At 66.1% G+C, this 24,234-nt stretch carries 25 protein-coding genes; 22 read left to right on the forward strand and 3 right to left on the reverse strand.

All coding sequences use genetic code 11. From position 1 onward, the window contains the following. Nucleotides 1-2 precede the first annotated feature (2 nt). The 4 genes from AU072_RS09630 to rho all read left to right on the forward strand — a co-directional run bounded on the left by AU072_RS09630 (nucleotide 3) and on the right by rho (nucleotide 5,583). Complete coding sequence (locus AU072_RS09630) at nucleotides 3-1,328, forward strand: homoserine dehydrogenase (protein ID WP_064413574.1); 1,326 nt, start codon at nucleotides 3-5, stop codon at nucleotides 1,326-1,328. Then, on the forward strand, nucleotides 1,325-2,407 hold the full coding sequence (gene thrC, locus AU072_RS09635; protein ID WP_064413575.1) for a threonine synthase: 1,083 nt from the start codon (nucleotides 1,325-1,327) through the stop codon (nucleotides 2,405-2,407). Before AU072_RS09630 ends, thrC begins: the two co-directional genes overlap by 4 nt. A 3-nt stretch (nucleotides 2,408-2,410) precedes the next feature. Next, nucleotides 2,411-3,355, forward strand: a complete 945-nt coding sequence (thrB, locus tag AU072_RS09640; RefSeq protein WP_064413576.1) for a homoserine kinase — start codon at nucleotides 2,411-2,413, stop codon at nucleotides 3,353-3,355. Between the two features lie 296 nt (nucleotides 3,356-3,651). Further along, entirely contained in the window at nucleotides 3,652-5,583 is a 1,932-nt protein-coding gene (gene rho, locus AU072_RS09645) for a transcription termination factor Rho (protein ID WP_064413577.1), read from the forward strand. 10 nt (nucleotides 5,584-5,593) lie between these two features. Here rho and AU072_RS09650 read toward each other — a convergent pair whose 3' ends face one another. Further along, the gene (locus AU072_RS09650; protein WP_064413578.1) at nucleotides 5,594-6,043 is read right to left on the reverse strand and encodes a MarR family winged helix-turn-helix transcriptional regulator; all 450 of its coding nucleotides are present in this window, start codon (nucleotides 6,041-6,043) and stop codon (nucleotides 5,594-5,596) included. 67 nt (nucleotides 6,044-6,110) lie between these two features. On the opposite strand from AU072_RS09650, the gene AU072_RS09655 reads away from it, so the two are divergent. Continuing rightward, nucleotides 6,111-6,701: a maleylpyruvate isomerase family mycothiol-dependent enzyme gene (locus AU072_RS09655; RefSeq protein WP_064413601.1), complete on the forward strand. Its 591-nt coding sequence runs from the start codon at nucleotides 6,111-6,113 to the stop codon at nucleotides 6,699-6,701. Nucleotides 6,702-6,706: 5 nt separating this feature from the next. Here the strand turns inward: AU072_RS09655 and AU072_RS09660 are convergent, their stop codons facing one another. Further along, nucleotides 6,707-7,312, reverse strand: a complete 606-nt coding sequence (locus tag AU072_RS09660; protein WP_064413579.1) for a TetR/AcrR family transcriptional regulator — start codon at nucleotides 7,310-7,312, stop codon at nucleotides 6,707-6,709. A gap of 101 nt (nucleotides 7,313-7,413) precedes the next feature. Between AU072_RS09660 and fadD1 the strand changes: the two genes are divergently transcribed. The 16 genes from fadD1 to AU072_RS09740 all read left to right on the forward strand — a co-directional run bounded on the left by fadD1 (nucleotide 7,414) and on the right by AU072_RS09740 (nucleotide 22,055). Then, nucleotides 7,414-8,982: a fatty-acid--CoA ligase FadD1 gene (gene fadD1 / locus AU072_RS09665; RefSeq protein ID WP_064413580.1), complete on the forward strand. Its 1,569-nt coding sequence runs from the start codon at nucleotides 7,414-7,416 to the stop codon at nucleotides 8,980-8,982. A 294-nt stretch (nucleotides 8,983-9,276) separates the two neighbouring features. Further along, nucleotides 9,277-9,504, forward strand: coding sequence for a 50S ribosomal protein L31 (gene rpmE, locus AU072_RS09670; RefSeq protein ID WP_064347106.1), 228 nt, complete (start codon nucleotides 9,277-9,279; stop codon nucleotides 9,502-9,504). 87 nt (nucleotides 9,505-9,591) lie between these two features. Beyond that, on the forward strand, nucleotides 9,592-10,683 hold the full coding sequence (prfA, locus tag AU072_RS09675) for a peptide chain release factor 1 (RefSeq protein ID WP_064413581.1): 1,092 nt from the start codon (nucleotides 9,592-9,594) through the stop codon (nucleotides 10,681-10,683). After that, complete coding sequence (gene prmC, locus AU072_RS09680) at nucleotides 10,680-11,561, forward strand: peptide chain release factor N(5)-glutamine methyltransferase (protein ID WP_064413582.1); 882 nt, start codon at nucleotides 10,680-10,682, stop codon at nucleotides 11,559-11,561. The genes prfA and prmC overlap by 4 nt, the downstream gene beginning before the upstream one ends. Then, complete coding sequence (locus AU072_RS09685) at nucleotides 11,558-12,211, forward strand: L-threonylcarbamoyladenylate synthase (protein ID WP_064413583.1); 654 nt, start codon at nucleotides 11,558-11,560, stop codon at nucleotides 12,209-12,211. The genes prmC and AU072_RS09685 overlap by 4 nt, the downstream gene beginning before the upstream one ends. Before the next feature lie 11 nt (nucleotides 12,212-12,222). Further along, the gene (locus AU072_RS09690; protein ID WP_064413602.1) at nucleotides 12,223-13,431 is read left to right on the forward strand and encodes a glycosyltransferase family 4 protein; all 1,209 of its coding nucleotides are present in this window, start codon (nucleotides 12,223-12,225) and stop codon (nucleotides 13,429-13,431) included. A gap of 237 nt (nucleotides 13,432-13,668) precedes the next feature. Next, nucleotides 13,669-14,121, forward strand: a complete 453-nt coding sequence (locus tag AU072_RS09695) for an ATP synthase subunit I (RefSeq protein ID WP_064413584.1) — start codon at nucleotides 13,669-13,671, stop codon at nucleotides 14,119-14,121. Next, complete coding sequence (gene atpB / locus AU072_RS09700) at nucleotides 14,121-14,876, forward strand: F0F1 ATP synthase subunit A (protein ID WP_064347117.1); 756 nt, start codon at nucleotides 14,121-14,123, stop codon at nucleotides 14,874-14,876. Before AU072_RS09695 ends, atpB begins: the two co-directional genes overlap by 1 nt. 65 nt (nucleotides 14,877-14,941) lie before the next feature. Then, entirely contained in the window at nucleotides 14,942-15,190 is a 249-nt protein-coding gene (locus AU072_RS09705) for a F0F1 ATP synthase subunit C (protein WP_064347125.1), read from the forward strand. An 8-nt stretch (nucleotides 15,191-15,198) separates the two neighbouring features. After that, complete coding sequence (locus AU072_RS09710; RefSeq protein WP_064413585.1) at nucleotides 15,199-15,717, forward strand: F0F1 ATP synthase subunit B; 519 nt, start codon at nucleotides 15,199-15,201, stop codon at nucleotides 15,715-15,717. A gap of 3 nt (nucleotides 15,718-15,720) precedes the next feature. Next, a complete protein-coding gene (locus tag AU072_RS09715; protein WP_064413586.1) occupies nucleotides 15,721-17,052 on the forward strand; it encodes a F0F1 ATP synthase subunit B/delta in 1,332 nt (443 codons plus the stop codon). Nucleotides 17,053-17,096: 44 nt separating this feature from the next. After that, nucleotides 17,097-18,743 (forward strand): F0F1 ATP synthase subunit alpha, encoded by a 1,647-nt coding sequence (atpA, locus tag AU072_RS09720; protein ID WP_064403882.1) that lies wholly within the window; start codon nucleotides 17,097-17,099, stop codon nucleotides 18,741-18,743. A 13-nt stretch (nucleotides 18,744-18,756) separates the two neighbouring features. Further along, nucleotides 18,757-19,683 carry a F0F1 ATP synthase subunit gamma gene (locus tag AU072_RS09725; RefSeq protein ID WP_064413587.1) on the forward strand — a complete coding sequence of 309 codons (927 nt, stop codon included), beginning with the start codon at nucleotides 18,757-18,759 and terminating at the stop codon, nucleotides 19,681-19,683. A gap of 21 nt (nucleotides 19,684-19,704) precedes the next feature. Beyond that, nucleotides 19,705-21,231: a F0F1 ATP synthase subunit beta gene (gene atpD / locus AU072_RS09730; protein ID WP_064413588.1), complete on the forward strand. Its 1,527-nt coding sequence runs from the start codon at nucleotides 19,705-19,707 to the stop codon at nucleotides 21,229-21,231. A gap of 2 nt (nucleotides 21,232-21,233) precedes the next feature. Next, complete coding sequence (locus AU072_RS09735) at nucleotides 21,234-21,599, forward strand: F0F1 ATP synthase subunit epsilon (RefSeq protein ID WP_064347140.1); 366 nt, start codon at nucleotides 21,234-21,236, stop codon at nucleotides 21,597-21,599. A 9-nt stretch (nucleotides 21,600-21,608) separates the two neighbouring features. Next, nucleotides 21,609-22,055: a DUF2550 domain-containing protein gene (locus AU072_RS09740; protein WP_064403879.1), complete on the forward strand. Its 447-nt coding sequence runs from the start codon at nucleotides 21,609-21,611 to the stop codon at nucleotides 22,053-22,055. A gap of 40 nt (nucleotides 22,056-22,095) precedes the next feature. Here the strand turns inward: AU072_RS09740 and AU072_RS09745 are convergent, their stop codons facing one another. Further along, a complete protein-coding gene (locus AU072_RS09745; RefSeq protein ID WP_064413589.1) occupies nucleotides 22,096-22,662 on the reverse strand; it encodes a cob(I)yrinic acid a,c-diamide adenosyltransferase in 567 nt (188 codons plus the stop codon). Between the two features lie 69 nt (nucleotides 22,663-22,731). Between AU072_RS09745 and murA the strand changes: the two genes are divergently transcribed. Continuing rightward, a complete protein-coding gene (gene murA, locus AU072_RS09750; protein WP_064403877.1) occupies nucleotides 22,732-23,985 on the forward strand; it encodes a UDP-N-acetylglucosamine 1-carboxyvinyltransferase in 1,254 nt (417 codons plus the stop codon). Nucleotides 23,986-24,234: the final 249 nt, after the last annotated feature.

Here is a 24,234-nt window from a genome sequence, read left to right on the forward strand (position 1 = left end):
CGATGACTGACTCCGAAAAGCCCATCGGCGTAGCGGTCCTCGGCTTTGGAAACGTCGGTAGCCAGGTGGTGCGCATCATCGAGCAGAGCGCCGACGACCTGGCCGCACGCATCGGTGCGCCGTTGGTGCTGCGCGGCGTCGGCGTCCGTCGCGTCGCCGACGACCGCGGAATCTCCGTCGACAAGCTCACCGACAACGTCGAGGAGCTCGTCTCCCGCGACGACGTCGACATCGTCGTCGAGTTGATGGGGCCCGTGGAACCCGCGCGCAAAGCGATCCTGGCCGCGCTGGAACAGGGCAAGTCCGTGGTCACCGCCAACAAGGCGCTGATGGCCGTCTCCACCGGCGAGTTGGCCCAGGCGGCCGAAAACGCCCGGGTGGACCTGTATTTCGAGGCTTCCGTCGCCGGTGCGATCCCCGTCATCCGCCCCCTGACCCAGTCGCTGGCGGGGGACTCGGTCGTCCGGGTGGCCGGCATCGTCAACGGCACCACCAACTACATCCTCTCGGAGATGGACAGCACGGGCGCCGATTACGCCAGCGCGCTTGCCGATGCGAGTGCCCTCGGTTACGCCGAGGCCGACCCGACGGCCGACGTCGAGGGATACGACGCCGCGGCGAAGGCGGCGATCCTGGCCTCGATCGCCTTTCACACGCGGGTCAGCTCAAAGGACGTGTACCGCGAGGGCATCACGAAGGTCAGCAGCGCCGACTTCGAATCCGCCAAGGCGCTCGGCTGCACGATCAAACTCCTGGCGATCTGCGAGCGGCTCATCGGTGACGAGGGGCAGGAGCGGGTTTCGGCGCGCGTGTACCCAGCCCTGGTGCCGTTGGACCATCCGCTGGCCGCGGTCAACGGAGCGTTCAACGCGGTGGTGGTCGAGGCCGAAGCCGCGGGCCGCCTGATGTTCTACGGGCAGGGCGCGGGCGGTGCGCCCACGGCCTCCGCGGTGATGGGTGACCTCGTGATGGCGGCTCGCAACCGCGTGCAGGGTGGCCGGGGCCCGCGCGAGTCGAGGTACGCCAAGTTGCCGATCGCGCCGATCGGCTTTATCCCGACTCGCTACTACGTGAACATGAACGTCGCCGATCGAGCCGGCGTGTTGTCCGCAGTGGCAGCGGAATTCGGTAAACGTGACGTCAGCATCGCCGAGGTGCGCCAGGAGGGCATGGTCGACGAGGAGGGTCAGCGGTGCGGTGCGCGCATCGTGGTGGTGACCCATCAGGCCACGGACGCGGCACTGTCGGAGACGGTGGCCGCACTGGCCGACCTCGATGTCGTGCAGAGCATCAACAGCGTGCTGCGCATGGAAGGAACCACCGAATGAGCACCTCAGCGCGGACCGTTCACCAGCCGTGGCCCGGGCTGATCGCCGCGTACCGCGACCGGTTGCCGGTCGACGACAGCTGGACGCCGATCACCTTGCGTGAGGGTGGTACTCCGCTGCTACCCGCGCAGCGGCTGTCCGAACTCACCGGCTGCACAGTGCATCTCAAGGTCGAGGGGCTCAACCCGACCGGCTCGTTCAAGGACCGCGGCATGACCATGGCGGTGACCGAGGCCGTGGCGCGCGGCCAGCAGGCGGTGCTGTGCGCATCGACCGGGAACACGTCAGCATCGGCAGCGGCCTATGCGGCCAGGGCGGGCATCACCTGTGCAGTGCTGGTGCCACAGGGCAAGATCGCGATGGGCAAGCTGGCCCAGGCCGTCATGCACGGCGCGAAGATCATCCAGGTCGACGGCAACTTCGACGACTGCCTGGAACTCGCGCGCAAGCTGACCGCCGACTTTCCGACCATATCGCTCGTCAACTCCGTCAACCCGTACCGGATCGAAGGGCAGAAGACCGCAGCCTTCGAGATCGTCGACGCACTGGGCGTCGCACCCGATGTGCATTCGTTGCCGGTCGGCAACGCCGGCAACATCACCGCCTATTGGAAGGGCTACACCGAGTACCACCGCGACGGCGTCTCGGATCGTCTTCCCCGCATGCTCGGCACGCAGGCCGCCGGTGCCGCGCCGCTGGTGCACGGGGAACCGGTCAAGAATCCGGAGACCATCGCGACGGCCATCCGAATCGGCTCGCCCGCGTCGTGGACCACCGCCGTCGAGGCCGCGCAGCAGTCCGACGGTCGATTCCTGGCCGCCACCGACGACGAGATCCTCGAGGCCTACCACCTGGTGGCCAGCAGCGAGGGCGTGTTCGTCGAGCCCGCATCGGCGGCCAGCATCGCCGGTCTGCTCAAATCGGTCGAAGACGGTTGGGTGGCCAAGGGTTCGACGGTCGTGTGCACGGTGACGGGCAATGGACTCAAGGACCCGGACACCGCGTTGAAGGGCATGCCGTCGGTCATCGCGGTACCCGTCGATCCGGTGGCCGTCGTCGAGCAGCTGGGGCTGGGATAGCCGGTGACTCACGTACTGCCGCCGGGACTGAGGGCCACCTCCGTGGTGGCGGCGTCCAGCGCGAACCTCGGCCCGGGTTTCGACAGTCTGGGCATCGCGCTGAGCCTCTACGACGAGATCGTCGTCGAGACAACGGATTCCGGCCTGACCGTCGAGGTCGAAGGTGAGGGCGCCGGCCAGGTGCCGCTGGATGACACCCATCTCGTGGTGCAGGCCATCCGGCGAGGGCTCCAGGCGCTGAACATCAGCGTTCCCGGGATGACGGTGCGCTGCCGCAACGACATTCCACACTCGCGCGGCCTCGGGTCGTCGGCAGCAGCGGTGGTCAGCGGACTCTCGGTGGTCAACGGCCTTGCGGCGCAGACTTCTTCGGAGATCCTCTCGGAACACGTCCTCATCCAGTTGTCCTCGGAGTTCGAAGGGCACCCCGATAACGCCTCGGCGGCCGTGCTGGGTGGCGGTGTGGTGTCCTGGACCGAAGAACAGCAGTCGGGGACTCGATTCGAGGCGGCGCCGATCCGGGTACACCCCGACATCCGCCTGTTTGTCGCGATACCGGACGAGCGATCGTCGACCGCCGAGACGCGCGTGCTCCTGCCGGAGAAGGTCAGCCACGCCGACGCGCGTTTCAACGTGAGCAGGGCCGCGCTGATGGTGGTCGCATTGACGGAACGGCCCGACCTGTTGGTGTCGGCCACCGAGGATGTCCTGCATCAGCCGCAACGGGCCTCGGCGATGCCTGCTTCCGCGGAATACCTGAAGGTCCTGCGGCGTTGCGGAATAGCAGCGGTGCTCTCGGGAGCGGGTCCTTCGGTGCTTGCACTGTGCACGTCAGCGGAGTTGCCCACACAAGCTGTGGAGTACGGCACCGCGAACGGGTTCACCGTCAAAGCCATGACCATCGGTGACGGCGCCAAGTGGACGTCGGGCGCGCCAGTACGACGCTGACCGCGGCCAAAACAGGAATCACAGGAGCAACACGACACCCATGTCTTTCTTGCTTCCCGTCCCGATGCGGGATATTCTCGCTGTCGTCAGGCAATCGCAGCGTCTCTACCTGCGCCGACACTAGGACACCACCCATTTTCCCCGTGATTTGCGCGCGGATTGACGGTTCGTCGAATACCGGCGAGGCCCGCCCATCACCGTTGCAGGGGCAATGGTGGAGCCCATGCGTTCAGTGGATTGACTGATCGCACCGAACCCCCGCACGACTCGATCTGCGAGGGAAAGAAAGGAAATCCGTGACTGAAACGGACCTGATCACGGCTGGGGGCAGCAGCGAAACCAGTGAGCTGCCAAACGCCGTGAGTTCAGACACCTCAACTTCTACGGCGGCCGACGCGCCGAACGCGACGCCGACCGCGGAAACTGCACCGACCGCCGAGGTCGCTTCCGGCAACCGCGGCGGCTCGCTGTCGACCATGGTGTTGCCCGAACTGCGTGCCTTGGCCAAGGAAATCGGCGTCGAGGGCGCATCCGGTATGCGCAAGGGCGAACTGGTCGCCGCCATCCGTGAGCGGCGCGGCGACTCGAACGGCCGCGGAAAGACATCCGCCGGTGGTGAGGCTCCGACCAGCGAGGCCAAGACCGCCGAACCCGCCAAAGATGCTCCGAACGCCGAGTCGGGCGCCCAGAGTGGCGACGACAGCGGTTCCAACACCGACGCCGAGCAACAGCCCCGTCGCCGTGAGCGTCGTGGCGCGTCGCGAGGAACCGGCGCACCCGACGCTTCGGGCGACCAGCCGGACAACGCCCCTTCCGACGCCAAGACCGGCGATCGCCAGAGCGACCAGTCCAACAAGGGCGAGCAGTCCAACAAGTCGGATACCAAGTCCGACGGTGATCAGCAGCAGGGCGGCGACCAGCAGGGTGGCCAGAACCGCGGCGGCGGCAACAACGACGACGACGGCGAGGGCCGTGGCGGTCGTCGCGGTCGCCGGTTCCGGGACCGCAGGCGCCGTGAGCGCGGCGGCGGTGACGGCGGCGGCGGTGACCGCGATACCGAACTGCGTGAGGACGACGTCGTTCAGCCCGTCGCCGGCATCCTCGACGTTCTCGACAACTACGCGTTTGTCCGCACCTCCGGTTATCTGGCCGGCCCGAACGACGTGTACGTCTCGATGAACATGGTGCGCAAGAACGGCTTGCGTCGCGGTGACGCCGTGACCGGTGCCGTGCGGGTGCCCCGAGACGGAGAAGGCGGCGACAAGAACCCGCGGCAGAAGTTCAATCCGCTGGTGCGCCTGGACACCGTCAACGGCAAGCCGGTGGAGGAGGCCAAGAAGCGGCCGGAGTTCAACAAGCTCACGCCGCTCTACCCGAATGAGCGGCTGCGCCTGGAGACCAACACCGAGAAGCTGACCACCCGCGTCATCGACCTGATCATGCCGATCGGCAAGGGTCAGCGCGCGCTGATCGTGTCGCCGCCCAAGGCCGGTAAGACCACGATCCTCCAGGACATCGCCAACGCGATCACCACCAACAATCCGGAATGCCACCTGATGGTGGTGCTCGTCGACGAGCGTCCGGAAGAGGTGACCGACATGCAGCGCTCGGTCAAGGGCGAGGTCATCGCCTCGACGTTCGACCGGCCGCCGTCCGATCACACCCAGGCCGCGGAGCTGGCGATCGAGCGGGCCAAGCGGCTCGTCGAGCAGGGCAAGGACGTCGTCGTACTACTGGACTCGATCACCCGCCTCGGCCGCGCGTACAACAACGCGTCGCCGGCCTCGGGTCGCATCCTGTCCGGTGGTGTCGACTCGACCGCGCTGTATCCCCCGAAGCGGTTCCTCGGCGCGGCCCGAAACATCGAAGAGGGCGGCTCGCTGACCATCGTCGCCACCGCGATGGTGGAGACCGGGTCGACCGGTGACACGGTGATCTTCGAGGAGTTCAAGGGCACCGGTAACGCCGAGCTCAAGCTCGATCGCAAGATCGCCGAGCGGCGCGTCTTCCCGGCCGTCGACGTCAACCCGTCCGGCACCCGCAAGGATGAGCTGCTGCTGTCGCCCGACGAGTTCGCGATCGTGCACAAGCTGCGTCGGGTGTTGTCCGGGTTGGATCCGCACCAGGCCATCGACCTGTTGATGAGCCAGCTGCGCAAGACCAAGAACAACTACGAGTTCCTGGTGCAGGTCTCCAAGACCGCTCCGGGCTCGATGGACGCCGACTAGCCGGAACCACTCATCGATAGGGGTCGGTGATCTCGCGCAGCGCCGTCAGCGCGTCGCGAAGCTGTTGAAACCGGCGGTCGCCGAGGAAACGTCGCCACTCGTCTTCGAGCTTGGCGATCTCGGCGCCCGCGGTCCGGCACACCGCCATGCCCTTGTCGCTCAATGTGACCAGCCGGGCGCGCGCATCCGTGGGGTCCGCCGTGCGCACGACATAGCCGGACCGTTCCAGTTGGTCGATCAGTGCGCCGGCAGTCTGCTTGGTGACGCGTGCCTGCTCGGCCAGATCGGTGAGCCGCATCCCGTTCGAATTCACCTGCCGCAGATCGAGGCGCTGCATGAGCCTCGACTGCGCAAGGGTGATGTCGTCGGCACCGGCAGCGGCCAATGCCTCCATGACGCGCGCCTCGGCGGCGCGATGGCCGATGAACATCAACGTCGCCGTGCTCACCCAGTCGCTCACCCCATTGACCTTAGTACGGATACCTGACTATATTCGTCAGGACACCTGACTAACCGGAGGGGTGGCCGTGGATTCCGACACCGTTTGGCGGCATATCGATGAGCAGCGTGCGAGCCTTGCCGACATGCTCGATGGTCTCGAGCCCGCACAGTGGTCGACACCGACCCTGTGCGAGGGGTGGACCGTTCGCCACGTGGCCGCGCACATCACGCACTCCGCATCCGGCAAGCCGAGGTTGCTGTTCGAACTGCTGCGATCCGGCTTCCGGTTCAACGCGATGATCTATCGAGTAGCGTTGCAGGACAAGCGAACTCCTGCCGAGCTGACAGCGGCGCTGCGCGCCATGCGGGGATCACGTAAGCATCCGCCGGGAACCTCCGAACTGGACCCGTTGATGGATGTACTGGTGCACACCCAGGACATCGCGGTGCCACTCGGGATCGACCGTCCCATGCCCGTCGACGCGGCGGTCGCGGCGGCCGAACGGGTGTGGACGATGGGCTTTCCGTTCAAGGCGCAGCAACGCTTTCGTGGCGTGCAACTCGCCGCGACGGACGCCGAATTCCAGGCCGGCGAGGGCCGACGAGTCGAGGCGCCGATCCGTGACATCCTCATGACGCTTGTCGGCCGGCCCGCGATCACCATCGACGTCGCGTAGACGAATCAGGCGCCGGGACCGGCTCGCAGGCCCGGCATGACATAGCGGCGCAGGTGCCGCAGCACCGCGTCTCCGTCGCTGGGGTCGAGCGTCTTGCCGGGGACGGTGGCAAACGAAATCAGCACGCGGGCAAGCCATTCCGATGCCTCAGCGATATCCGTGTCGGGGTGGATCTCGTCCGACTCGCGCGCGGAGATCAGGTAGCGCGACCAGAAGTCGGCCAGGTCGGGCACCAGCCCCTGCACACCGGCGCCCGCGCAGGCGGCGAACTCCTCGGGCTCGTCGATGCGCAGTTTCATCAACAACGTGCCGGGGTCGTCATAGGCCGTTCGTCCGTGCAGGACCCCGGCGGCGAGTTGCCGGTCGAGGCCCTCGACGCGCTCGAGCATCTCGTGCGCCTCGGACCAGTAGGCCTCGTTGAGCCGCACGATCGCCGCACCGAGCAGCGAGACCTTGTCGGGGAAGTGACGGTACAGCCAGCCGCGGGAGACGCCGGCCACCTCGGCGACTTCGGACACCGTGGTCGAGCGGATTCCCTTGGCGCGCAGGCAGACCTCGGCCGCGTCGATCAGTCGATCGCGGACGGTTTTGGTGGCGGCGCCGCTCGTCACCAGGTGGGCTCCTCCGTTAACCTCGCCCTCGAGTGGGCCGATCGGAGCATTGTGTCATGGTAGACAGAATCGCGAATCTGTTCACTGTCGGAAGGTGAGCCATGGCGGACACGCTCCAGCAGCTGCTCAACGAGCGCGCCGACCGCGACACCGTCGCCATCCGGCACGAGGACCGCACCTGGACCTACCGCCAATACGTCGCGGAGGCCAAGGCTCAGGCCGCTGCGCTCATCGGCGCCGCCGACCCGGACCGTCCCCTGCACGTCGGGGTCCTGCTCGGCAACACCCCCGACATGCTGATCGCGCTCGCGGCGGCCGGCCTCGGGGGCTATGTGGTGTGCGGTATCAACACCACGCGCCGCGGTGAGGCCCTGGCACGCGACGTCACCAAGGTGCACTGCCAGTTCCTGATCACCGACGCCGAACACCGTCCGCTGCTCGACGGCCTGGACCTGCCGGGCGTCACGGTGCTGGACACGTCGAGCACCGCCTGGACGGACTTCCTGGCCACCGCGACGACGTTCACTCCGGACCGCGAAGCCGCCGTCGACGACACGTTCATGATGATCTTCACCTCGGGCACCAGCGGTGACCCCAAAGCCGTCCAGGTTGCCAACCTCATGGTGCTGTTCGCCGGCAACGCCCTGGCCGAGAAGTTCGAACTCACCGAGAACGACGTCTGCTATCTCTCGATGCCGATGTTCCATTCGAACGCCGTGGTGGGCGGCTGGGCGCCCGCGCTCGTCGCCGGGGCCGCGATGGTGCCCGCCAAGTTCTCGGCGTCCAGGTTCCTGGCCGACATCCGACGCCACGGCGTGACCTACATGAACTATGTGGGCAAACCGCTGGCCTACGTTCTGGCCACTCCCGAGCAGCCCGACGATCGCGACAACCCGCTGCGCGTCGCATTCGGCAACGAGGCCACCGACCGCGACATCGAGCAGTTCAGCCGGCGTTTCGACGTCACCGTCGACGACGGCTTCGGTTCGACTGAGAACGCCGTGATCATCACCCGCACCCCCGACACGCCGAAAGGTTCGATCGGACAAGGCTTTCCAGGCGTGGCGATCTACAACAGCGACACGGTCACCGAGTGCCCGGTGGCGGAGTTCGACGAGAACGGCGCGTTGACCAACGCCGACGTGGCGATCGGCGAACTCGTCAACACCGACGGCAGTGGCCTGTTCCGCGGCTACTACAACGACCCGGACGCCACCGACGAGCGGATGCGCCACGGCATGTACTGGTCGGGCGATCTGGCGTACCGCGACGCCGACGGCTACATCTACCTGGCCGGACGCACCGCCGACTGGATGCGGGTCGACGGCGAGAACCTCGCGACCGCGCCCATCGAGCGGATCCTGCTGCGGCTGCCGGCCATCAACCGCGTCGCGGTCTATCCGGTGCCCGACGAGCTCGTCGGCGACCAGGTGATGGCCGCCCTGGTGCTGCAGGACGACGCCGAACTCGATCCGCAGACGTTCGAGCAGTTCCTGGCGGCTCAGCGAGACCTCTCGCCGAAGGCCTGGCCGCGCTACGTGTGGGTCGCCGACGAGCTGCCGAGCACCGCGACCAACAAGATCCTCAAGCGTGAGCTGGTCGCGCGAGGTGTCGCACCCGACGGCAGGACGCTGTGGCGGCGCGACGGCAGCAGGTTCCAGCCTGTCTAGCCGCGAGCCGTCTAGCCGTCTAGCCGTCTAGCCGTCTAGCCGCGTAGCCGCCTAGCCGCGAGTGTGGGGTTATGTCACGCCAAACCGCCGCGCCGCGTGCGGGTAACCCACGTTCGGCCCCAGAGGTGGAATAGCGCGACGGTCGAGGCGGCAGCGGAATACCGCCCGGTGCGCACGCGTTTAGGCACTTGGCGGCCCTAGCTGGCATAATGGACCGCCGACCCTGAAGTTCCGGTTCACGCCCGTCACCTCCAGCACGGAGGGGCGACCCGGGGCACGATCGAAGAGGAAACCATGAAAACGGGTATTCACCCCGATTACGTAGAGACCACCGTGCACTGCGGTTGTGGCAACACGTTCACCACCCGGAGCACCAAGCAGAGCGGACAGATCCACGTCGAGGTCTGCTCGCAATGCCACCCCTTCTACACCGGCAAGCAGAAGATCCTCGACAGCGGCGGCCGGGTGGCGCGCTTCGAGAAGCGCTACGGCAAGCGCAAGGACAAGGCTGCCGACAAGTAGCTTCCGTTCCGGCGCCCGTTCTGCCGCATCAGCGGCCAGGCCGGGCGCCGGTTTGCGTTCGCGAGTAGCTACGGAGAGGAGGTCGACATGGCTCGCGCGGAAACCCCGGCTCAGCCCGGAGGCGCGATCGACACGCTGCTGGCCGAGCATGCCGACCTCGAACGCCAACTCAGCGATCCGGACCTGCATGCCGACGCCGCTCGCGCCCGCAAGGTGGGCAGGCGGTTCGCGCAGGTGTCGCCCATCGTCGCGACGTACCGCAAGCTCGAGGCCGCCCGCGGCGACCTGGAGGCCGCACGGGAGCTGGCGGCCGACGACCCGTCGTTCGCGGCCGAGGTCGACGAGCTGGTGGCCACCGTCGAGCAACTCGACACCCAGCTGACCGACCTGCTGGCGCCCCGCGACCCGCACGACGCCGACGACATCGTCCTGGAGGTCAAGTCGGGGGAGGGCGGCGAGGAATCCGCGCTGTTCGCCGCCGACCTCGCCCGCATGTACATCCGTTACGCCGAGCGCCACGGTTGGACCGTCACCGTGCTCGACGAGACCTTCTCCGATCTCGGCGGCTATAAGGACGCCACACTGTCCATCCGCAGCAAGGGCGACTCCGCCGACGGCGTGTGGTCGCGGCTGAAATTCGAAGGCGGCGTGCATCGCGTCCAGCGGGTCCCCGTCACCGAGTCCCAGGGCCGCGTGCACACCTCCGCGGCCGGCGTGCTCGTTTATCCCGAGCCCGAAGAGGTCGAAGAGGTGCAGATCGACGAATCGGATCTGCGCGTCGACGTCTATCGGTCGTCGGGCAAGGGCGGCCAGGGCGTCAACACCACCGACTCCGCCGTGCGCATCACCCACCTGCCCACGGGCATCGTCGTCACCTGTCAGAACGAGCGGTCGCAGCTGCAGAACAAGGCCCGTGCGATGCAGGTGCTCGCGGCGCGCTTGCAGGCGGTGGCCGAGGAGCAGGCGCAGGCAGACGCTTCGGCCGACCGCGCCAGCCAGATTCGTACGGTCGACCGCAGCGAACGCATCCGCACCTACAACTTCCCGGAGAACCGGATCGCCGACCACCGGATCAACTTCAAGGCGCACAACCTCGACCAGGTGCTCGACGGCGAGCTCGACGACCTGTTCGACGCGCTGGCCGCCGCCGACAAGCAAGCGAGACTGCAGGCCACATGATCCGGCCCAGCCCGGCGCCGGCACCCACCACGCTGAGCCAGACCATCGACGCCGCTGCGACGGCGCTGGCCGAAGCGGGTGTCGCCGCACCGCGCGTCGACGCCGAACTGCTGGCCGCGCACGTGTTGGGGGTGGACCGGGGCCGTCTGCGGTTCACCGAGGCCGGCCCGGAGTTCGCCGAACGATACGACAGCCTCATCGCGCGGCGCGCCCAACGCATCCCGCTGCAGCACCTGGTCGGCACCGCCGCGTTCGGACCGGTCGACGTGCACGTCGGCCCCGGCGTGTTCATCCCGCGTCCTGAGACCGAAGCCCTGCTGGAATGGGCTCTGGCACAACGGTTGCCCGACGCCCCGGTGATCGTCGACCTGTGCACAGGCAGCGGTGCGCTGTCACTCGCGCTGTGGAAGGGCCGGCCCGACGCGCGCATCATCGCCGTCGAGGACTCCGACGCGGCGCTCGAATACGCGCGACGCAATTTGGCCGGCACGGCCGTCGAGATCGTCTGCGCCGACGTGACCGAACCCGCACTGCTGCCCGAACTCGACCGTGCGGTCGACCTCGTCGTCGCGAACCCGCCCTACATTCCCGACGGTGCGCAGCTCGAACCCGAAGTGGCCGAACACGATCCGGCCCACGCATTGTTCGGGGGACCCGACGGGATGCGGGTGATCGAGGCGATCTCCGGTCTCGCGGGTCGGTGGCTGCGCACCGGCGGGCTCGTGGCCGTCGAACACGACGACACGACCTCGGAAAGCACCGTCGAATGTTTCCGCCGATCACCGCGTTTCGATGACATCACCGCGCGGCGCGATCTCGCCGGGCGGCCGCGGTTCGTGACCGCACGAAGGACTTCCGAAGGAGGATCCGCGGCATGAGTCAGTTGTTCGACTGCTCCGACGCCGACCAGCGTGACACCGGAATCGCGTCGGCGATCAGCGCGCTCAAGGGCGGCCGCCTGGTCGTGTTGCCGACGGACACCGTGTACGGCGTCGGCGCCGACGCATTCGACGGAGAAGCCGTCGCCGCCCTGCTCGCCGCCAAAGGGCGCGGCCGCGACATGCCGGTGCCCGTCCTCGTCGGCTCATGGCACACGATCGAAGGCCTGGTCTACAACGTGCCCGCCAGCGCACGCGAGCTCATCCGCGCCTTCTGGCCGGGGGCACTGAGCTTGGTGGTGCGCCAGGCGCCGTCGCTGCATTGGGACCTCGGCGACGCACACGGAACCGTGATGCTGCGTATGCCGTTGCATCCGGTGGCCATCGAACTGCTACGCGCGGTCGGACCGATGGCGGTCTCGAGTGCCAACGTCTCCGGACGCCCCCCGGCCGTCACCGCGGAAGCGGCGCGCGAACAACTGGGCGAGCAGGTCGAGGTGTATCTGGAAGCCGGGCCATCCGAGCGGCAGGCGGCGTCGACGATCGTCGACCTCACCGGCGCGCATCCGCGCGTGTTACGCGAAGGCCCGGTCGATGTCGAGGCGATCGCGACGGTGCTGGGTGTCGAGCCGACGACTTTGACGGACTGAGATTGGCTTTCGTGCAGTACGGTTCATCGGTGGTCTATGCCACCGACACGCTGCTGGCACTCAACGATCGCGGTGCGGGCGTACCGATCCGGGAGCTCGCGCTGGTCGGACTGACGGCGGCAATCATCACCTACTTCGCGACCGGATGGGTGAGGGTCCTGGCGCGTCGCTTCGGGGCCGTCGCGATCCCGCGCGACCGAGATGTGCACGCGCAACCGATCCCGCGAATGGGTGGGCTTGCGATGTACATCGGCGTCGCGTTCGCGGTCCTGCTGGCCTCCCAACTGCCGGCGCTGACGCGGGGGTTCGTCTACTCGACGGGCATGCCCGCGGTCGTCGTCGCCGGTGGCCTGATCATGGTCGTCGGCCTGATCGACGACCGCTGGGGCTTGGACTCCCTGACCAAGTTCGCCGGCCAGATCACCGCGGCCAGTGTGCTCGTCACGATGGGGGTGGCGTGGAGCGTGCTCTACATCCCGATCGGCGGCGTCGGCACCATCGTCCTGGATCAGGTGTCGTCGATTCTGCTGACGCTGGCGCTGACGGTCTCGATCGTCAATGCGATGAATTTCATCGACGGTCTCGACGGGCTCGCGGCCGGCCTCGGGCTGATCACCGCATCCGCGATCTGCATCTTCTCGGTGGGGCTGCTGCGCGACCACGGCGGCGACGTCCTGTTCTATCCGCCCGCGGTGATCTCCGTGGTGCTGGCCGGAGTGTGCCTCGGATTTCTGCCGCACAACTTCCACCCCGCCAAGATCTTCATGGGTGACTCCGGGTCGATGCTGATCGGCCTGATGCTCGCGGCGGCGGCAACCACGGCCGCCGGTCCCATCTCGCAGACCGCCTACGGGGTGCGTGACGTCTTCGCGCTGCTGTCGCCGTTCCTGCTCGTGGTCGCGGTCATGTTCGTGCCCGCCCTCGACACCCTGCTGGCGATCATCCGGCGTACCCGCGCCGGCGTGCACTTCACGACACCGGACAAGATGCACCTGCATCACCGGTTGCTCCAGATCGGCCATTCGCATCGGCGCGTGGTCCTGGTGATCTATCTATGGGTGAGCATCGTCTGCTTCGGCGCGGCCAGCACCATCTTCTTCGATCCGCGTTACAGCGGAGCCGTCATGCTGGCCGCGATTCTGGTCGCCGTCGTCGTCACTTTGATCCCTCTTCTCCGTCGGCGAAACGGCCAATTCCAGCCGATGTACGACGAAAAGTAGTAGACCCCCTTTTATGCCTCCCACCATGTGTTAGGGTGCATTCAGAACCCGAAAAAACCTCGCGGGTTGCCGGCCCCCGGACCATCGGTACACCACCGATTGGAACGGAACCACGACCGACAAAGGGAGCTGCCCCGTGGGTGATTCCAGCGAGCCAAACGCCCTCCGATACGCTCAGGGCGCCACGCACGCAAATCATCGGGGCAGCCAGCGGGAACCGCGAATTGAGGTGAAGTTGTGACGACGCCAGCGCAAGATGCGCCATTGGTGTTGCCATCCGTTGCGTTCCGCCCGTTGCGGCTCTCGGTGATCTGCCTCGTGCTGACGGTGCTCGCCACGGTGGCGACCGCCCTGCTGGGCCACCCGATGGTCGGAATCTTCTTCGGCATCGGCCTGGGCCTCGGCCTGTTCAACGCAATCCTGGTACGACGATCCGCCCTGCGGATCACCGCCCACGCTCATCCACTGAAGAGCAAGATGGCCGTGAATTCCGCGATCCGCTTGATGGTCCTGACGGTGATCGGACTGGTGATCGCATTCGTGTTCCGTCCCGAGGGACTGGGCGTGGTCTTCGGAATGGCGTTGTTCCAGATGCTGCTCGTGTTCTCAACTGCAGTGCCCGTCGCGCGGAAGCTGCGCGCAGGCAGCCCGACTGACACCGTTGGACCCCAAGGGGAGGCCGCCCAGTAATGACCGAAACCATCCTCGCCGCCGACTCCGGAATTCACGTCGGCACGCATACCGAGGCCAATTGGTTTGGGCTGACTGTCAACACCGATACGTTGCTCTCCGCGTCGATCGCCGCTGTGATCGTGCTGGCGCTGGCGTTCTACCTGCGCGCGAAGGTGACATCGACGGGTGTGCCCAGCGGAGTGCAGCTCTTCTGGGAAGCCATCACCGTGCAGGTGCGTAACCAGGTCGAGTCCGCGATCGGTATGAAGATCGCGCCGTTCGTGCTGCCTCTGGCTGTGACGCTGTTCGTCTACATCCTGATCGCGAACTGGCTGTCGGTCTTCCCGTGGCAGTACAGCGATGAGACCGGTATCCACGAACTGCTCAAACCCGCCGCCTCCGACATCAACTTCGTTGTGGCGCTCGGCCTGTTCGTGTTCTTCTGCTACCACGCCGCCGGGTTCTGGCGCCGGGGTCCGATCGGCCACCCGGTGCGACTGCTCAAGGGACACGTGGCGTTCCTCGCCCCGATCAACCTCGTGGAGGAGCTCGCCAAGCCAGTCTCGTTGTCCCTCCGACTTTTCGGCAACGTCTTCGCCGGCGGCATCATGGTCACGATCATCGCGTTGTTCCCGGCCTACATCCTGTGGGCGCCGAACGCCCTGTGGAAAATGTTCGAATTGTTCATCGGCGCCATCCAGGCGTTCATCTTCGCACTGCTGACGATCTTGTACTTCGGCCAGTCGATGGAACTTGAGGACGAACATCACTGACCACGCGGAAATGCTCGACAAAACCACCTGGTAGGACTGCTACCAGATATCAAGGAGGATAAGGAATGGATCCCACTATCGCTGCCGGAGCGCTCATCGGCGGTGGACTTCTTCTGGGCGGCGGCGCCATCGGTGCCGCGATCGGCGACGGTGTCGTCGGTAGCGCTCTGGTCAACGGCGTAGCCCGCCAGCCGGAAGCTCAGGGTCGTCTGTTCGTCCCGTTCTTCATCACGGTGGGTCTGGTGGAGGCCATGTACTTCATCAACCTGGCGTTCATGGCGCTGTTCGTGTTCGCCACGCCGGTCGGGGGTTAAAGCCGGTCATGGTTGACTCGAACGTCGTTCTGTTGGCGGCTGAGGGAGGCGGTCAAAGCAACTTCCTCATCCCCAACGGCACCTTCATCTTCGTGCTGCTGATCTTTTTGATCGTGCTCGGAGTGATCGCCAAGTGGGTCGTGCCCCCGATTTCCCGGGTCCTGCACGAGCGCGAAGCGATGGTGTACAAGACGGCCGAGGACAACAAACGGGCAGCCCAGTTGCGGGCTGCCGCGGACGCCGACTATCGCAACGTGATGGCGGATGCCCGCCGCGAGGCGACGACGGTCCGTGAGGAAGCCCGTGCTGAGGGTCGCAAGATCGTCGACGACGCGCGGGCTCGCGCCAACGCTGAGGTGTCGACACTTCTGCAACAGGCGAACGAGCAGCTCACACAGCAGTCGCGGGCTCTGACGGCCGATCTTCAGTCGTCGGTGGAGACGTTGGCTGCCAACCTCGCGAGTCGGGTGCTCGGCGTCGACGTGGCGACGCGCACGGTGCCGGTCGCGACAGGACGGGAGCGCTGACGAATGTCGACCTTCATCGGGCAGTTCATCGGCTTCGCCATCATTGTGTTCGTGGTCGTCAGATACGTTGTGCCGCCGGTGCGCAACATGATGAGGACGCAGCAGGAGACGGTCCGTAACCAACTGGCCGAGCACGCCGAGGCCGAGAAGAAGGTGGCCGACGCCGATACCGAGCACGCAAAGGCCCTGGAACAGGCCAAGGCCGAGGCTGCGGAGGTGATCGAAGAGGCCCGCAAGGATGCCGAAATCATCGCCGAGCAGCTGCGCGCACAGGCCGACGTCGAGCTGGAACGCATCAAAACGCTAGGGGCGCAACAAGTCCAGCTCCTGCGTCAGCAGCTCGTCCGCGAGCTGCGGCAAAGCCTGGGCGCCGAATCGGTGCAGCGGGCCGGCGATATCGTGCGCGACTTCGTGTCCGATGGTGCCGAACAGGCCGCGACGGTCGACCGCTTCCTGGCCGAGCTCGACGAGATGGCCCCGTCGACGACGACGTTCACCGACGTCGTCACGGCGAAGCTTCGGGCCGCCAGCCGCGACTCTCTTGGTCAGCTGGTCGAGCGGTTCGACGGGGCGGCCAACGGTTTGGATGCGGACGCACTGACGCGGGTGGCCGACGATCTGGCGTCGACGTCGAAACTGTTGCGCCGCGAGCCCGTGCTCTCCCGGCATCTGGCCGATCCCTCGAGCGCTGATGAGCCCAAGGTTCGGCTCGTCGAGCGGCTGCTCTCGGGGAAGGTCTCGGACCCCGCGCTCGACCTCATCAAAACCGCTGTGTCGCAGCGCTGGTCGGCCACGTCGGATCTGATTCACAGCATCCAGCACCTGGCCCGGCTGGCCCTTCTGGTGCGGGCCGAGGGAGAGGGACAGATCGAGGACGTCGAAGACCAGCTGTTCCGGTTCAGCCGCATCCTCGATTCCGAGCCCCGCCTGATCTCGCTGCTGGGCGAGTACACCGCCCCGCTCGAGGGCCGAATTGGATTGCTGAACAACGTACTTGGACGCCGGGCCAGCAAGAACACCGCCGACCTGCTGCGTCAGACGCTCGATCTACTGCACGGGGAGCGCGCCGACGAGGCCGTTCGCGAACTCGCAAATCTTGCCGTCTCGCGACGCGGTGAAGTCGTCGCGCAGGTTCGCGCGGCCGCCGAGCTCAGCGACGCCCAAAGCCGGCGGCTCACCGAACTCCTCGCCCGTATCTACGGTCGTCCGGTGTCGATCCAGCTTGACGTGAACCCCGAACTGCTCGGCGGCTTGACGATCGCCGTCGGCGACGAGGTGATCGACGGTTCGCTGGCGTCGAAGCTGGCGGCGGCCGAGACCCGCTTACCCGACTGACCCCCACCACACGAGACCCACACGAAGTAGGAAGACAGAACAACATGGCAGAGTTGACGATCTCGGCGGATGAGATCCAGGGCGCGATCGAGGAGTATGTCTCCGGCTTTGAGGCGGACACCGAGCGCGAAGAGATCGGCACCGTCATCGACGCAGGCGACGGCATCGCTCACGTCGAGGGTCTCCCGTCGGTGATGACCCAGGAGCTGCTGGAGTTCCCCGGTGGCGTACTGGGCGTGGCGCTGAACCTCGACGAGCACAGCATCGGCGCCGTCATCCTCGGTGACTTCGAGAAGATCGAAGAAGGCCAGCAGGTGAAGCGCACCGGCGAGGTGCTCTCGGTGCCGGTGGGTGACGGCTTCCTCGGTCGCGTGGTCAATCCGCTGGGCCAGCCGATCGACGGCCGCGGCGAGATCGAGACGACCGAACGTCGCGCCCTCGAGCTTCAGGCGCCGTCGGTGGTGCAGCGCCAGGGCGTGAGCGAGCCGCTGCAGACGGGTATCAAGGCCATCGACTCGCAGACCCCGATCGGTCGTGGACAGCGCCAGCTGATCATCGGCGACCGCAAAACCGGGAAGACCGCGGTGTGCGTGGACACCATCCTCAACCAGCGGCAGAACTGGGAGACCGGCGATCCCGATCAGCAGGTCCGCTGCGTGTACGTGGCGATCGGCCAGAAGGGCACCACGATCGCCAGCGTGCGGCAGACCCTCGAAGAGGGCGGCGCGATGGAGTACACGACCATCGTCGCCGCGCCGGCATCCGACTCGGCCGGCTTCAAATGGCTTGCGCCGTACACGGGTTCGTCCATCGCTCAGCACTGGATGTATGACGGCAAGCACGTGCTGATCGTGTTCGACGACCTGACCAAGCAGGCCGAGGCGTACCGCGCGATCTCGCTGTTGCTGCGCCGCCCGCCGGGCCGTGAGGCATACCCGGGCGACGTGTTCTACCTGCACTCGCGCCTGCTGGAGCGCTGCGCGAAGCTCTCCGACGAGCTCGGCGGCGGCTCGCTGACCGGTCTGCCGATCATCGAGACCAAGGCCAACGACATCTCGGCGTACATCCCGACCAACGTCATCTCGATCACCGACGGTCAGTGCTTCCTGGAGACCGACCTGTTCAACCAGGGTGTGCGCCCGGCGATCAACGTCGGTGTGTCGGTGTCGCGCGTCGGTGGTGCCGCGCAGATCAAGGCAATGAAAGAGGTGGCCGGCTCGCTGCGTCTGGACCTGTCGCAGTACCGCGAACTCGAGTCGTTCGCCGCGTTCGCCTCCGATCTGGACGAGACGTCGAAGGCGCAGCTGGATCGCGGCGCCCGGCTCGTCGAGTTGCTCAAGCAACCGCAGAGCAGCCCGATGCCAGTCGAGGAACAGGTGGTCGCGATCTTCCTCGGCACCAGGGGTCACCTGGATTCCGTTCCCGTCGAAGACGTTCAGAAGTTCGAGCGGGAATTCCTCGACCACGTGAAGGGGTCGCAGGAGGGCATCCTCAAGGAGATCCGGGAGAGCAAGAAGCTTTCCGAGGAGCTGGAGGAGAAGCTCGAGAAGGTCGTCAACGACTTCAAGAAGGGCTTCGCCACCACCGACGGCAGCTCGGTCGTGCCCGACGAGCATGTCGAGGCGATGGACGAAGAAGACGTCGAAAAGGAATCGGTGAAGGTTCGCAAGCCCGCACCGAAGAAGAAGTAAGGCCTGAACACAGATGGCTGCCACACTGCGCGAATTGCGCGGCCGCATCCGCTCCGCGGGCTCGATCAAGAAGATCACCAAAGCCCAGGAGCTGATCGCGACGTCGCGCATCGCCAAGGCGCAGGCCCGAGTCGAGGCGGCTCGGCCCTACGACCGCGAGATCACGAACATGCTCACCGAACTCGCGAGTGCGAGCGCACTGGATCACCCGCTGCTCGTCCCGCGTGAGAACCCTCGGCGGGCTGCCGTGTTGGTGGTGTCCTCGGACCGGGGTCTGGCCGGCGCGTACAACGCGAACATCTTCCGGCGGTCCGAGGAGCTGTTTTCGCTTCTTCGTTCGGAGGGCAAGGAACCGGTCCTGTACGTGGTGGGCCGAAAAGCTCTCGGCTACTACAGCTTCCGTAACTGGGACATCCAACAGTCGTGGACGGGCTTTTCGGAGCGCCCCGACTACGAAAACGCGCAGGAGATCGCGAGCACGCTGGTCGACGCGTTCACAGCCGGGATGGACGACGAAGGCGACGATCCCGGGGCCGACAATGTTCTCGGCGTCGACGAACTGCACATCGTCTTCACCGAATTCAAGTCGATGTTGTCGCAGTCGGCGATCGCACGCCGGATCGCGCCGATGGAGGTGGAGTACAGCGAAGAGGACACCGGTCTGCACACGTTGTTCTCTTTCGAGCCGGACGCCGAGACGCTCTTCGGCGCCCTGTTGCCGCGCTACATCTCCACCCGCATCTTCGCCGCGCTGCTCGAGGCGGCGGCGTCGGAGTCGGCTTCTCGCCGACGCGCCATGAAGTCGGCAACCGACAACGCCGACGATCTCATCAAGGATCTGACCCTGATGGCCAACCGCGAGCGGCAATCTCAGATCACCCAGGAAATCAGCGAAATCGTCGGTGGCGCGAACGCGCTTGCGGACGCCGCCAAGAAGTAGCCCCAGAAAGCGAAGAAGACAATGACTGCTACTGCTGAAAAAGCGACCAGCACCGACACCGCGGGCCGCGTCGTACGTGTCACCGGCCCCGTCGTCGACGTTGAGTTCCCGCGCGATTCCGTGCCGGAACTGTTCAACGCGCTGCACGTCGAAATCGGATACAAGGACCTGGCGAAGACGCTGACCCTCGAGGTCGCCCAACACCTCGGCGACAACCTCGTGCGCTGCATCTCGATGCAGCCCACCGACGGCCTGGTGCGTGGTGTCGAGGTGACCGACACCGGCAGCTCGATCTCGGTGCCCGTCGGCGACGGCGTCAAGGGCCACGTGTTCAACGCGCTGGGCGACTGCCTCGACGAGCCCGGCTACGGCAAGGATTTCGACCGCTGGTCGATTCACCGCAAGCCGCCGGCGTTCGACCAGCTCGAGCCCAAGACCGAGATGCTGGAGACGGGCCTGAAGGTCGTCGACCTGCTGACCCCGTACGTCCGCGGTGGCAAGATCGCACTGTTCGGCGGCGCCGGCGTCGGCAAGACCGTGTTGATCCAGGAGATGATCAACCGCATCGCCCGCAACTTCGGCGGCACCTCGGTGTTCGCCGGCGTGGGGGAGCGCACCCGTGAGGGCAACGACCTGTGGGTCGAGCTCGCCGACGCCGACGTGCTCAAGGACACCGCGCTGGTGTTCGGTCAGATGGACGAGCCGCCCGGCACGCGTATGCGAGTGGCGTTGTCCGCGTTGACGATGGCCGAGTTCTTCCGCGATGAGCAGGGCCAGGACGTGCTGCTGTTCATCGACAACATCTTCCGGTTCACCCAGGCGGGTTCGGAGGTTTCGACGCTGCTGGGCCGCATGCCTTCCGCCGTGGGTTACCAGCCGACGCTGGCCGACGAGATGGGTGAGCTGCAGGAGCGCATCACCTCGACCCGTGGTCACTCGATCACCTCGATGCAGGCCGTGTACGTGCCCGCCGACGACTACACCGACCCGGCGCCCGCGACGACGTTCGCGCACCTCGACGCCACGACGGAGCTGAGCCGGTCGGTGTTCTCCAAGGGCATCTTCCCGGCGGTGGACCCGCTGGCCTCCAGCTCGACGATCCTCGACCCGAGCGTCGTCGGCGACGAGCACTACCGCGTCGCGCAAGAGGTCATCCGAATCCTGCAGCGCTACAAGGACCTTCAGGACATCATCGCGATCCTCGGTATCGACGAGTTGGCCGAAGAGGACAAGCAGCTGGTGCAGCGGGCCCGCCGGATCGAGCGCTTCTTGTCGCAGAACATGATGGCGGCCGAGCAGTTCACCGGTCAGCCCGGCTCGACGGTTCCCCTGAAGGAGACCATCGAGGCGTTCGACAAGCTGACCAAGGGCGACTTCGACCATCTGCCGGAGCAGGCGTTCTTCCTCATCGGTGGTCTCGAGGATCTGGAGAAGAAGGCGGAAAGCCTCGGCGCCAAGATGGACGCCGGCGGCGGTGACGGCGCCCCGGCTCAGACCGACTCGAACGGTGACGCGGGCAAGGGCGACGATTCCGACAAGGACGAATAGCGATGGCGGATTTGGACGTCGACATTGTCGCCGTCGAGCGGGAAATCTGGTCGGGTAAGGCGACGTTCCTGTTTACCCGCACCACTGCGGGTGAGATCGGCATCCTGCCCCGCCATATCCCGTTGGTTGCTCAGCTCGTCGACGACGCCATGGTGCGCGTCGAGCGAGAGGGCGAAGAGGATCTGCGTATCGCCGTCGACGGCGGATTCATGTCGGTCACCGGTGAAGGCGTGATCATCCTTGCGGAGTCCGCCGAGCTCGAGTCCGAGATCGATGGTGACCGTGCGCGGCAGGACTCCGAATCCGACGATCCCGCAGTTGCGGCAAAGGGTCGAGCCAGGCTTCGCGCCCTGGGTCAACTCGACTAGCGGCAACCGATGAGCGCGCTCATGTTCATCATGGTCGCGCTCATCTGCGTGCTGCTGTTCGTGGTCATCGTGCTGTGCTACCGGCTGTGGAAGCTACGGCAGGTGGGCGGTACAGCGGCGATCCTGCGGGATGTACCCGCTGTCGGCGGTCAAGGTTGGCGTCACGGTGTAATGCGTTATCGCGGTGGCGAAGCCGGGTTCTACCGGTTGTCGAGCCTGCGCTGGTGGCCGGATCGCCGGTTGAGCCGCCGCGGGCTGGAGATCGTGTCGCGGCGGGGTCCGCGCGGTGACGAGTTCGACATCATGACAGACGAGATCGTGGTGCTGGAGTTGCGTGACACCAGCCCCGAACGTCGTCGTGGCTACGAGATCGCGCTGGATCGTGGTGCGCTGACGGCGTTTCTGTCCTGGTTGGAGTCCCGGCCGTCGCCTCGCGCGCGACGCCGAAGCTTCTAATCCGTTTTCGGAGTCCGCTGTTCGGTCTTGCCGCGAGCGCTCATCCGCCCGGTTGCCAGAGCACGTCGCCGTGCGGATTGGCGACCCGGGACAGGATGAAGAGCAGATCCGACAGCCTGTTCAGGTATTTCGCAGGCAACACGGTGATTGAATCGCCGTGAGACTCGACCGCTGCCCAGGCGGATCGTTCGGCGCGCCGGGCAACCGTACGAGCCACATGCAGTAATGCGGACAGGGGAGTACCGCCGGGCAGCACAAACGAATTCAGCGCGGGCAGCGATTCGTTGAACTCGTCGCACCAGGCTTCCAGCCGGTCGATATAGCTTTGGGTGATCCGCAGCGGCGGGTGTTCGGGCTTCTCGACCACCGGAGTCGACAGATCAGCGCCCGCGTCGAAGAGGTCGTTCTGAATCTGCTTGAGTACCTTCGACATTTGCTCGTCGGGGTTTCCCAAGGCGATGGCAACGCCGATGGCGGCGTTGACTTCGTCGCAATCGGCATACGCCACGAGGCGGGCGTCATTCTTTGACACCCTACTGAAATCGCTCAAGCCCGTGGTGCCGTCATCGCCCGTACGCGTGTATATCCGGGTTAGATGAACCGCCATGGTCAAACCGTACCGGACCCGTAGCCGAGGAAACTGACATGGCCCGCGGCGCTGTTTAGACTAACCCGCGTGAGCGAGCGATTCGTGGTGACCGGCGGGAACCGGTTATCTGGCGAAGTTGCCGTCGGGGGAGCAAAGAACAGCGTGTTGAAGCTGATGGCCGCGACCTTGTTGGCAGAAGGCACCAGCACGATCACGAATTGTCCGGACATCCTCGATGTACCGCTGATGGCCGAGGTGCTCCGAGGTCTCGGGGCGACTGTCGAACTGAACGGTGACGTCGTTCGGATCACCTCGCCCGACGAACCCAAGTATGACGCCGACTTTGCCGCCGTGCGGCAGTTCCGTGCCTCGGTCTGCGTCTTGGGCCCGCTCGTCGGCCGCTGTAAACGGGCCAAGGTCGCGCTGCCTGGAGGGGACGCGATCGGCTCCCGGCCGTTGGACATGCACCAAGCCGGCCTTCGTCAATTGGGGGCGCGGTGCAACATCGAGCACGGCTGCGTGGTGGCCGAGGCCGACCACCTCCGCGGCGCCGAGATCCAGCTGGAGTTTCCCTCGGTCGGGGCGACGGAGAACATCCTGATGGCCGCCGTCGTCGCCGAGGGTGTCACGACCATCCACAACGCCGCGCGTGAACCCGACGTCGTCGATCTCTGCGCGATGCTCAACCAGATGGGCGCCCAGATCTCCGGCGCGGGCACGCCGACCATGACGATCACCGGCGTGGACCGGCTCTATCCCACCGAGCATCGGGTGATCGGCGACCGAATCGTGGCCGCGACGTGGGGGATCGCCGCCGCGATGACGCATGGCGACATCTCGGTGACCGGCGTCGACCCGCAGCATCTGCAGCTGGTACTGCACAAGCTGCACGACGCCGGGGCGACCGTGACGCAATCCGACGACGGGTTCCGGGTGGTCCAGTACGAGCGTCCCAAGGCGGTGAACGTCGCAACGCTGCCCTTTCCCGGCTTTCCGACGGACCTGCAGCCGATGGCGATCGCCTTGGCGTCGATTGCCGACGGCACGTCGATGATCACGGAGAACGTGTTCGAGGCGCGGTTCCGATTCGTCGAGGAGATGGTGCGGCTGGGCGCCGATGCCAGGACCGACGGCCATCACGCGGTGGTCCGGGGCATCTCGCAGCTCTCCAGTGCGCCAGTCTGGTCGTCGGATATCCGGGCCGGCGCCGGGCTCGTGCTGGCGGGGCTGGTCGCCGACGGCGACACCGAGGTCCACGACGTCTTCCACATCGACCGCGGCTATCCGCTGTTCGTCGAGAATCTCAAGAGTCTGGGCGCTGAAATCGAGCGCGTCAGCTGATCCGCGCACGGTTGCCGCGCGCGTCAATCCCGTCTCGGGAGCCTGTTTTGGGGTTTGTCTCCGACTGGCGTATCCTCTTGTGAGAAGCCCACGGCCCCAGGCCAATCGGACTGGAGGACGGGGTTTGACGTCTCTGTCCAGATCGGTATAGACTGGCAGGGTTGCCCCAAAAGCGGGTGTGTTGTTTGAGAACTCAATAGTGTGTTTGGTGGTTTTTGTTTGTTGTTGTTTTTTGCCATGCCCTGTTTT

The sequence above is a fragment of the Mycolicibacterium novocastrense genome, from assembly GCF_001499835.1.
In the GTDB taxonomy this organism is placed as follows: Bacteria; Actinomycetota; Actinomycetes; order Mycobacteriales; family Mycobacteriaceae; genus Mycobacterium; species Mycobacterium novocastrense.